13 protein-coding genes are annotated in these 13,734 nt (G+C 36.7%); 6 read left to right on the top strand and 7 right to left on the bottom strand.

Annotated elements, in window-relative coordinates; all coding sequences use genetic code 11:
- Positions 1-137 precede the first annotated feature (137 nt).
- Entirely contained in the window at positions 138-1,700 is a 1,563-nt protein-coding gene (gene dnaB / locus DUT70_RS04045; protein WP_394342343.1) for a replicative DNA helicase, read from the top strand.
- A gap of 120 nt (positions 1,701-1,820) precedes the next feature.
- Here the strand turns inward: dnaB and DUT70_RS04050 are convergent, their stop codons facing one another.
- From DUT70_RS04050 to DUT70_RS04060, 3 genes are read right to left on the bottom strand one after another with little or no spacing between them, the layout of a single operon-like run.
- On the bottom strand, positions 1,821-2,567 hold the full coding sequence (locus tag DUT70_RS04050) for an LOG family protein (protein ID WP_113645996.1): 747 nt from the start codon (positions 2,565-2,567) through the stop codon (positions 1,821-1,823).
- 6 nt (positions 2,568-2,573) lie between these two features.
- The gene (chrA, locus tag DUT70_RS04055) at positions 2,574-3,773 is read right to left on the bottom strand and encodes a chromate efflux transporter (RefSeq protein WP_113645997.1); all 1,200 of its coding nucleotides are present in this window, start codon (positions 3,771-3,773) and stop codon (positions 2,574-2,576) included.
- 31 nt (positions 3,774-3,804) lie between these two features.
- Positions 3,805-4,140, bottom strand: coding sequence for a tetratricopeptide repeat protein (locus DUT70_RS04060; protein WP_113645998.1), 336 nt, complete (start codon positions 4,138-4,140; stop codon positions 3,805-3,807).
- A 181-nt stretch (positions 4,141-4,321) separates the two neighbouring features.
- Here DUT70_RS04060 and DUT70_RS04065 point away from each other — a divergent pair, with 181 nt between their 5' ends.
- The 5 genes from DUT70_RS04065 to DUT70_RS04085 all read left to right on the top strand — a co-directional run bounded on the left by DUT70_RS04065 (position 4,322) and on the right by DUT70_RS04085 (position 9,397).
- Positions 4,322-5,059, top strand: a complete 738-nt coding sequence (locus tag DUT70_RS04065) for an electron transfer flavoprotein subunit beta/FixA family protein (RefSeq protein ID WP_113645999.1) — start codon at positions 4,322-4,324, stop codon at positions 5,057-5,059.
- A gap of 75 nt (positions 5,060-5,134) precedes the next feature.
- Positions 5,135-6,097, top strand: coding sequence for an electron transfer flavoprotein subunit alpha/FixB family protein (locus DUT70_RS04070; protein ID WP_113646000.1), 963 nt, complete (start codon positions 5,135-5,137; stop codon positions 6,095-6,097).
- A 31-nt stretch (positions 6,098-6,128) separates the two neighbouring features.
- Complete coding sequence (locus DUT70_RS04075) at positions 6,129-6,746, top strand: bifunctional nuclease family protein (RefSeq protein ID WP_113646001.1); 618 nt, start codon at positions 6,129-6,131, stop codon at positions 6,744-6,746.
- Between the two features lie 169 nt (positions 6,747-6,915).
- Positions 6,916-8,301: a nucleoside permease gene (locus DUT70_RS04080; RefSeq protein WP_113646002.1), complete on the top strand. Its 1,386-nt coding sequence runs from the start codon at positions 6,916-6,918 to the stop codon at positions 8,299-8,301.
- Between the two features lie 16 nt (positions 8,302-8,317).
- Positions 8,318-9,397, top strand: coding sequence for a DUF3667 domain-containing protein (locus DUT70_RS04085; RefSeq protein ID WP_113646003.1), 1,080 nt, complete (start codon positions 8,318-8,320; stop codon positions 9,395-9,397).
- 264 nt (positions 9,398-9,661) lie between these two features.
- On the opposite strand, the gene DUT70_RS04090 is transcribed toward DUT70_RS04085, so the two are convergent.
- From DUT70_RS04090 to DUT70_RS04105, 4 genes are all read right to left on the bottom strand, one after another.
- Complete coding sequence (locus DUT70_RS04090; RefSeq protein WP_113646004.1) at positions 9,662-10,930, bottom strand: citrate synthase; 1,269 nt, start codon at positions 10,928-10,930, stop codon at positions 9,662-9,664.
- Positions 10,931-11,051: 121 nt separating this feature from the next.
- Positions 11,052-11,591, bottom strand: coding sequence for a DUF3347 domain-containing protein (locus DUT70_RS04095; protein ID WP_113646561.1), 540 nt, complete (start codon positions 11,589-11,591; stop codon positions 11,052-11,054).
- A gap of 168 nt (positions 11,592-11,759) precedes the next feature.
- On the bottom strand, positions 11,760-12,302 hold the full coding sequence (locus DUT70_RS04100) for a hypothetical protein (RefSeq protein ID WP_113646005.1): 543 nt from the start codon (positions 12,300-12,302) through the stop codon (positions 11,760-11,762).
- Between the two features lie 300 nt (positions 12,303-12,602).
- Complete coding sequence (locus DUT70_RS04105) at positions 12,603-13,727, bottom strand: DNA adenine methylase (protein ID WP_113646006.1); 1,125 nt, start codon at positions 13,725-13,727, stop codon at positions 12,603-12,605.
- Between the last annotated feature and the right edge of the window lie 7 nt (positions 13,728-13,734).

Raw genomic sequence — 13,734 nt, forward strand, 5'->3', positions numbered from 1 at the left:
TATCCACATAAAATTGTTTACAACTGCGCTGTGTTTATAATATAGCGAAAAAAATCATCAGATTAGCATTCAAGTTGTTGACAATCGACTTAAAACTTCTTCCAACAAAAAGGTCTTATTTTAGTTACTTTTGCTTCATGAGCATGGATAACGAACAAAAGGGACAAGGCAAATATTCATTATCAGCCAGAAAAAGCCGACTAGCCAATACCATTAGTACAGTAGATAAAATACAACCACAGGCTACCGATTTGGAAGAAGCGGTATTGGGAGCTTTAATGCTAGAAAAAGATGCCTTATCTGCCGTTATTGACGTGCTTAAGCCTGAACTTTTTTACGACGAAAGACACAAGAGAGTTTTCGAAGCGATACAAACACTTTTCCAGAAATCTAAACCTGTTGATATTTTAACCGTAACTACAGAATTACGTACCAATGGCAGCTTAGAAATGATTGGAGGTGCTTACTATGTAACTTACCTTACTAATCGCGTATCTTCGGCGGCAAATATTGAGTTTCACGCTCGTATTATTTCTCAAAAATATATTCAACGCGAGCTGATTAGGATTTCTACGGAGATTATTAAAAATGCTTACGAAGACACTACGGATATTTTCGACCTATTAGATATGGCCGAAAAAAACCTATTTGACATTGCGCAAAACAATTTACGTAGAGATACGCAAAAAATGGATGCCATTGTTAAACAGTCTTTAGCTTCTTTGGAAGAATTAAGAACTAAAACAGATGGTTTAACTGGGGTACCTTCTGGATTTACAGATTTAGACAGGGTAACTGGTGGATGGCAGAAATCGGATTTGGTAATTATTGCTGCTCGTCCAGCGATGGGTAAAACCGCCTTCGTACTAAGTTGTGCTCGTAATGCCGCGGTAGATTTTCAAAAGCCAGTTGTTGTATTTTCTTTAGAGATGTCCTCGGTTCAGTTGGTAAATCGTTTAATTTCTGGTGAAGCCGAAATTGAACAGGAGAAAATCAGAAAAGGTAACTTGGCGGAATGGGAATGGCAACAATTACACAGTAAAATTGGCCGACTTTCAGAAGCGCCGCTTTTAATTGACGATACGCCTGCCTTGAACATCTTTGAATTTAGGGCAAAATGCCGCAGGTTAAAATCGCAATACGATATCCAAATGGTCATTGTCGATTATTTGCAGTTGATGCATGGTAAAGGCGAAGGTGGTGGTAACCGTGAGCAGGAAATTGGTAGTATTTCGCGTGCCTTAAAATCAGTAGCAAAAGAATTAGATGTTTCCGTAATTGCACTTTCGCAGTTAAGTCGTGCGGTAGAAAGTAGACCAGGACAGAACGGTAAACGTCCAATGTTATCCGATTTACGTGAATCTGGTTCAATTGAGCAGGATGCCGATATGGTACTTTTCCTTTATCGTCCAGAATATTACGGTATCATGGAAGATGAAAGTGGGCGTTCAAATGCGGGTGTAGGTGAGGTAATTATCGGTAAAAACCGTCACGGTGAAACGGGTATTGTACCATTGAGATTTATTGGTAAATACGTGAAATTTGCCGATTTGGAAGACAGCTTCCTTCCTCCTTCTAGTTTCTCTGCAGGAAGTGATAACAGTATGATGCCTTCAGAAAGTTTTGATAGGTCTCCTGGAAATATCATCATCAGACCATCAAGTATGAATGATATGCCTGATGATGACCCACCGTTTTAAGATATTTGAAATAAAAAGGGCTTATGAAACATTTCATAAGCCCTTTTTATTTAATCGTTAACATATTGTTAGATTCATACCAGACTTACGAAGTTTCTAAAACTTCATAAGTCTTAAAAATTAACTTGCTTTCGCATCTGGCTTTTCTTCTCCAAAAATCCACCAAGCTTTTTTAGGTGATTGCAATTTAAATATAGGTGCCGTTTCTCTATACTTCCTGATGTGCCTTACCACTTCTTCTATATCATCGGTAAACAAAAGCAAATCCATATCTTCTGGACTAATGGTTTTCTCAGCCATCATTCGCTCAATATGTAGATAAATTTCATGATGAAAATCCTTTCCCATAATTACAATCGGGAATTTTTCCACTTTGCCTGTTTGAATAAGCGTCAAGGTTTCAAAAAACTCATCTAACGTACCAAAACCTCCAGGTAGTACTACAAAAGCATAAGAATACTTTCTTAAAAGCTCTTTTCTCACAAAGAAATACTCAATGTTTACTGAAGTATCCAAATAAGGGTTTTCATGTTGTTCATGTGGCAACACAATGTTACAGCCTACCGACAAACCACCAGCATCCTTTGCGCCTCTATTGGCGGCTTCCATAATACCAGGCCCACCACCTGTCATAATCGTAAAACCTAATTTCGAAATCTCGGCAGATACTTTGCGAGCCATTTCATAATATGGGTGGTCTTCTTTAAAACGGGCCGAACCAAAAACGGTTACACAAGGGCCTACAAAATGAAGCTTTCTAAATCCTTTATAAAACTGATAAATAATGCCTAAAACATATTTCAATTCCTGCCAACGTGTTCTGGCACCTTTAAAAAAACTAACTTCTTCTCTTACAAACTTATTCATAGTAAATTAAATGATATAGCCCAAAAACAAACCAGCAACAATAATCAATGCTGGGCTAATTTTGGTGAAATTCAACAATAAAAATGTAGCCAGTACAATACCCAAAAATAGCCAATTTAACCCTACAGGAGCAATTAACATCACAAAAGCGGCAATAATAAAACCTACGCTTACCGCATTAATTCCTGAAAGCGAGTGTTTAATTCGAGAGATCTTCTTCAAATCATTCCAAAACGGCACAATAAAAAGCACCAAAATCAAACCAGGTAAATTGATCCCTAGTACTGCCAATAGACCACCTGTTGCTTGACCCAATATGCCGTAACCACCGTGTTTCATGCCCAAAGCGCCAATGTAGCTAGTGAAAGAAAAAGTTGGGCCTGGTAATACTTGTTGAAATGCAAAGCCAGACAGGAAATCGGTTTGGCTAAGGTAATGCTTCATTTGCACAAATTCGGTAAACATCATCGGCACTAGAACTTGTCCTCCACCAAAAATGAAAATACCATTACGATAAAAATTCTCGAACAACCTGATGGGTAAACTGAAGGGCGACGTTCGATTGATGATAGCACCCAACATGGCCATAAAAAGAAGTACACCAATAAAATAACCTAGTTTTTTTGGATTGATGTTTGCAAATAACCGCACCCTTAATTCCGTTTCTTCAGTAGGTGTACCAATAGCCGAGGATACCATCCCACCAATTAAAATGGCTAAAGGAAATACATAGGCCTCCCGTAATACCAAAGTGCCTACCAAAGCTCCTATCGCTAGAAATATAGATACTTGAGTAGTCAATACCTTTCGCCCTAACTGGAAAGCTCCGTAGGCTACCACGCCCAAGGCAATAGGATGTATATATTCTAGTGCTTCTGCAAATTTGTGTTTCTGATCTAACAAGGCATACCAAATCGCAGCCAATGTCATGATTGCTGCCGATGGTAAAATCCAAATCAAGAAAGTGATAATGGCTAATTTGAGTCCACCAACTTTATAGGCAACGCCTACCAATGTTTGGGTTGACGCAGGTCCTGGCAAAACTTGTGCTAACGCATTCAATTCCAACAGTTCTTCTTCGCTCACAAAATTAATATTGTTCACAAAGTAGCGCAATAGTAACGAAAGATGCGCTTGCGCCCCACCAAAAGCAGTGAAGGTGAAAAAGAACACATTTCTAAGAAAGAGAAGCTGTCTTTTGGCCATTAACTTGGAACTAATTGATTTGCTAAATTTCTTAATCGTCCTCGTAATCTAAACCAGCAGCGCTGTTATATGCGCCTTGCAATTCAGATAACGCATGCATATCTCTCTTTTGTCTCGCCGCTTGCATGCCAGTTTGATAAACTTCAATGGCTTCTTCCTTTTTCCCTAATTTTTCATAAAGTTTTCCCAAGTGATAGTAAGTGCCCACGTAATCGGGATGCTTTTGTGTTAACTCTAGGTAATATTTAAGTGCATTTTCAGTATCGTTTTGCACATTGTACTCGGTTGCAATGGCATAGAGTATGAAACTGTCATTTGGATCGGCTGATAAAAAATCGAATAACTTGGCTAATCGTTGGTTTTGCATTTTAATTCCTTGCTTTTTTAATTAGATTTGCAAACATACATTTAAGGATTACATTCCTTAAATTGCACAAACAAAAGTAGAATCTTTAGGTTCTTAACTTTGTTGGCAAATATATAACATATCAACCAGTGCAATAATTTAATTGACATAGCTGAATTTTACCTTAATCAAATATATAAATATGAAAATTCTAGTTTGTATCAGTAACGTTCCAGACACGACCACAAAAATAACCTTTACGGGTGACAATACCCAATTCAATACTGCAGGTGTACAATTCATCGTTAATCCGTATGATGAGATTGCGCTTTCTAGAGCTATTGAGCTTTGCGAAGGTGGAAAGGGAACTGTAACCGTAGTAAATGTTGGCGAAAGTGCTACCGAACCAACCATCAGAAAAGCACTAGCTATTGGTGCTGACGATGCCGTAAGAATAAATGCAGCCCCTAGAGATGCTTATTTTGTGGCTAAACAAATTGCCGAATATGCAAAATCTAACGAATTTGATATGATTTTATGTGGTAGAGAATCAATTGATTATAATGGTTCTCAAGTAGCCGCAATGATTGGCGAATTCTTAGACATCCCTTCCATCTCTATCATTAAAAAATTAGATTATGATGGTTCTACTGCAACCATTGAACGCGAAATTGAGGGCGGTAAAGAAGTGGTGACTGTAAGTGGTAAATTTGTAGCAAGTTGTGCTGAAGGAACTGCAGAAGCTAAAATCCCTAACATGAGAGGGATCATGTCTGCACGTACAAAGCCATTACAAACCGTAGAAGCGGTAGATGTTCCAGAATTGAGCAAAATTAGCAAGTTTGAAACTCCTGCACCTCGTGGTTCGGTGAAGTTAATTCCTGCTGAAAGTGCAGAAGAACTTATCGGCTTATTACATACCGAAGCTAAAGTGATCTAGTGATCTTTAAGCAAACCTTAATCGTTTAAAAAGTTAAATTAGAAAACATCCCGATGGGATTTCAAATAGATTAATATGTCAGTATTAGTATATGTAGAACAAGTTGAAGGAAAGTTCAAAAAATCAGTATTCGAAGCTGTATCTTATGCCAAAGCCATTGCGGACCAACAAGGTACTAGCTTAAGTGCAGTATCTATTGGTAATGTTGCAGATAGTGAATTGAATGAACTTGGAAAATATGGAGCAAGCAAAGTTTTAAAAGTAGAGGCCGATCAACTTAAGAATTTTGTAAATCAAGCTTACGCTGCTGTGATTGCCGAAGCCGCTAAAAAAGAAGGTGCCAACATCGTTGTGCTTTCTAACTCATTCTCTGGAAAAGGTTTAGCGCCTAGAGTTGCCGTAAAGCTTGAAGCAGGTTTAATTGATGGTGCTGTGGACCTACCTACTGGTGACTTTTCTGTAAAGAAAACCGCTTTCTCTGGAAAAGCTTTCGCCATCACCACCTTAACATCAGCCAACAAAGTAATTGCTTTAAATCCAAATGCTTTTGGAGTAAAAGAGAATCATACCAATATTACCATTGAAGCCTTTAGTCCAGAAGTAAAATCAAGCGACTTAGCTGCTATTGTAAAAGAAATTGTACGTGCTACCAATAAAGTCTCATTACCTGACGCAGAGATCGTTGTTTCTGGTGGTAGAGGCTTAAAAGGTCCAGAAAACTGGGGAATGGTAGAAGAATTAGCAGATCTTTTGGGAGCTGCAACCGCTTGTTCAAAACCAGTTTCTGATGCCGATTGGAGACCTCACTCTGAGCACGTTGGACAAACGGGTATTGCCATCAGTCCTAATTTATACATTGCCATTGGTATTTCAGGTGCCATCCAACATTTGGCAGGTGTAAGTTCATCAAAAGTAATTGTGGTAATCAATAAAGATGCTGAGGCGCCGTTCTTTAAGGTAGCCGATTATGGTATTGTAGGCGATGCTTTTGAAGTAGTTCCTAAAATAATTGCAGCGTTAAAAGCACATAAGGGCTAGTCAACCACATTGAAGCGCTGATTTTTTAAGGATGAAGAAGGTTAAACTTGATATTGTAGGATTATCGTACAGCCAAACACAATCTGGTGCATACGCACTTGTTTTGGGAGAAGTAAATGGACGTAGAAGACTTCCTATTATTATAGGTGCATTTGAGGCGCAAGCCATTGCTATCGAGATTGAGAAAATGTCTCCTACCCGACCGCTTACTCATGATTTGTTTAAATCATTTGCGCAAGCTTATCAGGTAGAAATTACAGAAGTATTGATCTACAATTTAGTTGACGGTGTATTTTTCGCTAAACTAATTTGTAATAAAGATGGCGAGCAGGTAGAAATAGATGCTCGTACTTCAGACGCCATTGCGATTGCAGTAAGATTTAATGCGATTATTTATACCTACGAGTTTATTCTAGCCTCTGCAGGAATTGTGATTGAAGGAAATGATTTTCTGTTCCTCGAAAATATAGAGAGTATTACGGGCGGACAAACGCCAGAGGAGACACAACCTCCTATGGCAGTATCTGGATATCAAAGTTTATCATTGGAAGAACTTCAACAAAAATTAGAAAAAGCACTATCCGATGAGGCTTATGAAAAAGCCGCTAGGATTAGAGACGAAATCAATAGAAGAAATGCAGGTAAATAACCTGCATTTTTTTGTTTAAACGCTGTTCATTTAACCGCTATTTTTCACCACACTACATTCAAAACTTATCGTGATAAAAAATCTACTTAGCTTATGCGCTTAAATTTGTCATGTACTAAAAAAAAGTCCTATCTTCAAACCGTTCAAAACTAAAACGAATTTATTGCGGATGAATATTAAGCTACGCTTAACAATCATGAGCTTCATGCAGTTCTTTGTGTGGGCCGCTTGGTTAATTACTATTGCCAATTATTGGTTTGGCACTAAACAGTGGGATGGTGCCCATTTTGGAATCATATTTTCCACTATGGGAATAGCGTCTTTGTTCATGCCAACAATTACTGGCATTTTAGCAGATAAATGGATTAATGCCGAAAAGCTTTATGCGATCTTGCATCTCATGTATGCAGCCGTGATGTTTTATTTACCTCAGGTAGATAATCCTCAAACTTTTTTCTGGATTATTCTTTTAGCCATGTGTTTTTATATGCCTACTATAGCATTAAGTAATTCTATAAGTTATACTACTTTAAAGAATAGCGAGCTTGATGTGGTTAAAAGCTTCCCTCCTATACGTGTGTGGGGAACTGTTGGTTTTATTGTAGCGATGTGGGTAACCAATTTAACTGGTAGCAAGGCTAGTGCTAATCAATTTTACATTGCTGGTGTAGGCGCTATCTTTTTAGGACTTTATTCGTTCACTTTACCGAAGTGTTTACCAACAAAATCTGTATCAGAAAAAGCAGGTTTTGTACAAAGCTTAGGTTTGGAAGCATTTAAATTATTTACAAACTATAAAATGGCATTGTTTTTTGTTTTCTCCATGTTTTTGGGAGGCGCATTACAATTAACGAATGCTTATGGCGATGTTTTTTTAGATGAGTTCAAATTATTCCCTGTCTATTCAGACTCTTTGGTGGTAAGATATTCTACATTAATTATCTCTATATCTCAAGTATCTGAAACTTTATTCATTTTAGCGATACCATTCTTTTTGAAACGTTTTGGTATTAAAAAAGTGATTGTAATTTCTATGTTGGCATGGGTTTTTCGCTTCGGACTATTTGCTTATGGTGATCCTGCCGGTGGACTATGGATGATTATTTTATCATGTATTGTATATGGTATGGCATTCGATTTCTTTAATATCTCGGGATCGTTATTTGTAGAAACTTCAACTACAGCTAAAATACGTTCTTCTGCTCAAGGTTTATTTATGATGATGACCAATGGTTTTGGAGCCATTTTAGGCAGTTTGTTATCTGGTTGGATGATTGATAAATATTTCACTAAATTTTACACAAATATTCAGTCTACAGCTGATTTAGTTAATACCGATGTTAATAACGAGCATTTACGTAAATTTTTAGGCGACAAAGGCATTAATGTTTTGGCTGATGGAAGTTTAAGCCGTGCATTAGACGTAAAAGACTGGCATAACATCTGGTTAAGTTTTGCGCTTTACGCTTTAGTAATTACCGTTTTATTTGCCCTAATGTTCAAGCACAAACATACCCGTGCTGAAGAAGAAGCGATCAACAAAATCAGTCACTAATTATATTTAAATCCCAATGTCATCCGTAAAGCTTAGGAAAGAAAAAGATTGCTTAAACTGTGGCCACCATGTTGAAGAAACTTATTGCCCTCATTGTGGACAGGAAAACATAGAATTAAAGGAAGATGCTTTGCACATGATTACTCATGCCATTGCAGATTATTTCCATTTTGAACATAAGTTTTTTGGCACCATTAAACCCCTGCTTTTTAAGCCCGGGCAACTTACGGTAGACTATGTTGCTGGAAAAAGGGCATCGTTCCTCCACCCTATTAAGCTTTATATCTTTATCAGTATCGTATTTTTTATCATCATTTTTAGTGGTAGTGAAAAGAAAAACCACGAATCGGAAAGAAAAGCAGCAGCCGTTACTGAAAAATTGGATAAGGACTCTTTATTAGTATCAGATGATGTAGAGGAAGTAAGGCAAGTGTTGAAATATCTACCCATAGCTAGAGTAAAAAAGGATAGTATTTTAAGAGCAGTTGAAAAGGATATTAGAGAAAATGGCACAACAAGAATCAATATTGATTCTTTACCATATAAGAAAAGTAGATTTAATGCTTTTGCTCGGGAAGGAACCATCGAGCAATACGAAAAGAAGCAACGTGCCTTGCCCAAAGAGGAACGTGATAATTTCATTATAAACTACTTCTCCAAAAAAAGCATACAGTTTAATAAATATCCAGATCCAGGGCAGAAAATAAAAGAGGACTCTATCAAGCTCATTCCTAAAATGATGTTTGTGCTACTTCCGCTTTTTGCTATAATTTTAAAATTAGTTTACATTAGAAAGAAGCGTTTTTATTATGAACATCTTATTTATTCGTTCCATACTCATTCGGCCATTTTCTTAAGCTTTATTGTTGCAGCCCTACTGGTATGGTTGACAAGATTTGTAATGGACATTGAATGGCTGATTGGTACACTCGGGTTTTTATATATCCTTTGGTATATCTACCGTTCGCTCAGAACATTTTATGGTAGTACCAGATGGGTTACTTTGCTAAAAGTATTCTTCTTGTTCTTTTGCTACAGCATGTTGATCACGCTATGTTTTATTTTAATTATTGCTGTTAGCGTTGTTTCGATTTAACATAAAACTTTTTTTTATAAAAAGGCTATAAAGATTCCTAAATAGCCTTCTTACTTAGGAGGATATCAATTTTCAATTCATCTTTTAAAACGATGAATTCACTATGTTTCTAAGTATTTGTAAATCACATAGACATATAGGAGAATTATTTCTTATGTTATAGCGTGTAATCTTAAAGAAAAATTAAAAAATTAAGCAATAAAAAAGCCGGCAATCCACCGGCTTAACAACTATATATTTGGTTGTAAAGAGAGTTCTTGTTTATTACAAGTGCTTATCAACATCACCAACGTATATTTGACGTGGTCTGCCAATTGGCTCTTTGTTTGTTCTCATTTCTTTCCACTGAGCAATCCATCCTGGAAGACGACCTAAAGCAAAAAGTACGGTAAACATTTCTGATGGGAATCCTAAAGCTCTGTAAATGATACCTGAGTAGAAATCTACGTTTGGATATAATTTACGCTCAATAAAATAAGGATCTGTTAAAGCTGCTTGCTCGAGTTTTTTAGCAATTTCCAATACTGGATCGTTAATACCTAAACTTTCTAAGATGTCATCACAAGCTTTTTTAATGATTTTAGCTCTTGGATCAAAGTTTTTGTACACACGGTGACCAAATCCCATCATACGGAATGGATCGTTTTTATCTTTAGCTTTTGCAATCCATTTATCAGTATCACCACCATCCGCTTTGATTTTCTCCAACATTTCAATTACTGCTTGGTTAGCGCCACCATGTAATGGTCCCCAAAGCGCAGAAATACCTGCTGAAATAGAAGCATAAAGGTTACAATCAGATGAACCTACAATTCTAACCGTAGAAGTTGAGCAGTTTTGCTCGTGGTCAGCATGTAAGATCAATAATTTATTCATTGCACTTACCACTACTGGATTTGGTTCGAAATCTTCGGTACGTTGACCAAAGGTCATCCAAAGGTAGTTGGTAATGTAATCGTATTTGTTTTTAGGATAGATTAACGGATGACCTAGCGATTTTTTATAGATGAAAGCCACGATGGTGGTCATCTTAGCCAACATTTTAATAATGGTAAGGTCTTTTTCCTCTTCCGATTGGTTAGCTTCTAAGCTCTCAGGGTAAAAGGTTGAAAGTGAGCAAACCAATGATGACAACTGAGCCATAGGATGTGATTTCGAAGGATAACCGTCAAAAAACTTCTTCATATCCTCATGAATCAGCGTGTGCATGCTGATATCCTGTTGGAATTTTTCTATTCTTTCTTGAGAAGGAAGTTCTCCATAAATCAATAAATAGGCAACTTCTAAAAACGACGCTTTTTCGGCTAGTTCTTCAATAGGATATCCGCGATATTTTAATATACCTTCTTCACCATCTAAAAAGGTAATGGCGCTTTTGGTAGAACCAGTATTTTTGTATCCAAAATCTAATGTAATGTGACCTGTTAGATCTCTTAATTTTGAAATATCGATAGCCTTCTCTCCTTCTGTTCCGGTAATGATCGGAAACTCGTAGGTCTGTCCGTCTATCTTAATTTCTGCAGTAGTTGACATATATTTAAAATTTTATATAATTATAAGTAGTTATTTCCTTTTATTAAAATTTACGTTAAAACAAACATAAGGTTGTTACACTTTTTTGACGGTTCTAACCTCGTTTTAATCTCCATTTGGATTATTTAGCCTTAATTTCTTCAGCTACTCGTCCGCATTCCATCATTTCATCTCCATAATATGGATTACGGATATTTTTTTCACTCGCTAACCAATCGCCCCCATCGCCGTTGTTAGCCATTGGGCAGTGCTGTAAGTAAATAGTGCCCGAAGTTAAAGCAGCATGTTTAAAAACTGGGATTACTTCTACATTTAAATCGTTAAAAGCTGTCCGTTGCGCTTTAATATCTTTAGCTTCCGCAATTTTATGAGCAATAGTCGCTGCATTTTCACAACCCTCAAACCCTTTAAGGGCCATTGCCAACTCGTTAGCAGCAGGCTTAGCATCATTATAATTTGTAGCCACCAATTGGTCTTTTAATTTGATGTAGCTGGCATAAATGGTTTGTAGCTTCTCATCGCTAAAACTTAATGCAACTGCTTTTGTGGTGTCGCTCTTAGATACAACTGTACTATCTTTTGTTTCTGTAGATTTATTGGAGCTATTACAAGCCAATAATATGGCTATACCTACCAAACCCAAATATTTTTTCCCTTGCATACTTGTTATGTTTTTACGGATTGCCATCTGGTAAAACAATCCCTTAAGAGCTTATTTTGTTTTGTGCTCAAAATAGCATTTATAATTCTAAAAACACAAAAAAAGCCCCGATAAAATTACCGGAGCTCAATAATATTATATTTTAATTATAATTTGTTAACGTATATATTATAGTTTAAAACCATAAGCTAAACGCAAACCTACATAACCGTTATTAGTACCACTTTTCGAAAGTCCTTCGTACTTAACACCTAAGTCTAATCCATTACTCCAAGCATAACCAATTGCAGGAGAATAGGTAAACCAAGTACCGCCGCCTTTATTGGTGCTAAATGCCGCACCTGCTTCAGCTAAACCATAGGCACCCGAACCCGTATCGCTAAAGAAGATTTTTAAACCAGCCTTAGCAGGAATGTAGTTAAAATTGCTTACGTCGACAGTGGTGTTACCAACGGTAATATCTTTATTGAAAATTGAGGTAAAACCTGTGGTAATTGGAATAGACAATTGTCTGTCGATGTCTATTTGATAACGTAAGTCGGCACCCAAGGCGAAACTAGAGCCAGAGTTGGTTGGAATACCTGCGTTGATACCAACACCTAATTTCTGTCTAGAAGGATTAGTAGGTTCTGATTGTGCTTGAACGTTTGTGGTAACGAAGATAGCTAATGCAGCTACTGCAGCAGCTATTGATTTTGTATACTTTTTCATCTGTTTTTAATTTAATTGATGAGGTTCCATTTCATCATCCGATTATATTTTAATGGAATGGTCTTTCATCTTTTTGTTTAACATTTGTGATTGCTTTTGTTACAACACGCAATCGCAGCAAAATGTTCAAACAATATGCCATTATGTATTTAAAAACGTTAAAAAAACAAACATAACTACATGAATTACAATTGATTTAAATAAAAAATAAGAAATTAAATTACTGAGTAGGTAGAAGGAATTTCATCTATGAAATATGTACTAAATACTACACAAATCTGTTACACAATAAAAGATTCGCTAGTAATTGGTAATGATTAAATGCGTAGCCTTTCTATTATTTCGACCCCTTACATTATAGACATACTTCTTATCAAAGGTGGTAATTTTAACAGAAGGATGGCGATATAACTCAAGAATAAATGGGGTTTCTTTAATCACAACCATCCATTTAGCGACGCAGCTAATTAGGAAATCTGCCAGTCTTTTTTGATCATCTAGCGTAAAACTATTCTGATCATATTCAGAAAACTCACTATCGTAAGGAGGATCTAAAAAGATGAAATCTGAGGGTGTTAAGGTGATGCTAGCGAGCAGGATTTCAAAATCTTGATTATGAATTTCCGCATCTTGAAACAGGTTTTGAAGAGGCTTGGTAAAGATGGTGTTTGCTTTCTTTCTAAATTTCTTTCTGTTATATAAAATACCACCGTATGGAATATTAAATACGCCTTTTTTGTTATACCTAAACATAGAAGCATAACAAAATTCCCTTACGAAGTACCAATTTGCGGCAGCATCGGCTTCGCTTAAGAAGTGCTTTTTGGTGTTTTTATTCAATAGGGTTCTGAAAAAAAGGTAAGTTCCGCTTTTAAGTGCCGTTTCAAAATGCTTTTTCAGTTCTTTAAAATCGAAAGTTTTGCCTGCCTTTGCACTGATACGCTGTAAACGTGAAGCTTTGCTTTCCATTCCCTTTTTTAGATGCTGATAAAATTCTGTTGGATTTTTTAGAAAGTCTTTGTTGCTTAAGGTGGATAGGCTTGTTAATGTTGCTGTAAGTTCTTTATCTATGGAAGCGGTTAGTGCCGAAATCTCAGCCTGGTTGAGTATAAAATCGCAAAATTTTTGACCTGTACTTTCCCAAAGCAATTCCGATAAAGTGGTTACTTCATCCCAAGCATCAGCATATTGACCGATCCTGGTTTTAAATGTCCTGCTTTTAATTTGCTGGTAAAACCGAATAAGATCCTGACTTTTATCGTTAATGATTACAGGGGTTTTGGGTTGCAAGGCGAAGAATACCCCTCCGCCACCAAAAAAAGGTTCTATATAACGTTCAAATTTGGGGATATGCTCCTGAAATAAGGCAAATTCCCTATACTTCCCTCCTGTCCACTTAATGATTGGCCTTATGATCCGTTTCATAGGACGA

Origin of the sequence: Pedobacter chitinilyticus, from assembly GCF_003313385.1 — a bacterium.
In the GTDB taxonomy this organism is placed as follows: Bacteria; Bacteroidota; Bacteroidia; order Sphingobacteriales; family Sphingobacteriaceae; genus Pedobacter; species Pedobacter chitinilyticus.

Bases quoted from the DNA above. Each gene is read 5' to 3' on its own strand.
- DUT70_RS04090 (WP_113646004.1), bottom strand. From the start codon at position 10,930: ATGTCAACTACTGCAGAAATTAAGATAGACGGACAGACCTACGAGTTT.
- DUT70_RS04070 (WP_113646000.1), top strand. From the start codon at position 5,135: ATGTCAGTATTAGTATATGTAGAACAAGTTGAAGGAAAGTTCAAAAAA.
- DUT70_RS04100 (WP_113646005.1), bottom strand. From the start codon at position 12,302: ATGAAAAAGTATACAAAATCAATAGCTGCTGCAGTAGCTGCATTAGCT.
- DUT70_RS04065 (WP_113645999.1), top strand. From the start codon at position 4,322: ATGAAAATTCTAGTTTGTATCAGTAACGTTCCAGACACGACCACAAAA.
- chrA (WP_113645997.1), bottom strand. From the start codon at position 3,773: ATGGCCAAAAGACAGCTTCTCTTTCTTAGAAATGTGTTCTTTTTCACC.
- DUT70_RS04060 (WP_113645998.1), bottom strand. From the start codon at position 4,140: ATGCAAAACCAACGATTAGCCAAGTTATTCGATTTTTTATCAGCCGAT.
- dnaB (WP_394342343.1), top strand. From the start codon at position 138: ATGAGCATGGATAACGAACAAAAGGGACAAGGCAAATATTCATTATCA.
- DUT70_RS04085 (WP_113646003.1), top strand. From the start codon at position 8,318: ATGTCATCCGTAAAGCTTAGGAAAGAAAAAGATTGCTTAAACTGTGGC.
- DUT70_RS04080 (WP_113646002.1), top strand. From the start codon at position 6,916: ATGAATATTAAGCTACGCTTAACAATCATGAGCTTCATGCAGTTCTTT.
- DUT70_RS04095 (WP_113646561.1), bottom strand. From the start codon at position 11,591: ATGCAAGGGAAAAAATATTTGGGTTTGGTAGGTATAGCCATATTATTG.
- DUT70_RS04075 (WP_113646001.1), top strand. From the start codon at position 6,129: ATGAAGAAGGTTAAACTTGATATTGTAGGATTATCGTACAGCCAAACA.
- DUT70_RS04050 (WP_113645996.1), bottom strand. From the start codon at position 2,567: ATGAATAAGTTTGTAAGAGAAGAAGTTAGTTTTTTTAAAGGTGCCAGA.
- DUT70_RS04105 (WP_113646006.1), bottom strand. From the start codon at position 13,727: ATGAAACGGATCATAAGGCCAATCATTAAGTGGACAGGAGGGAAGTAT.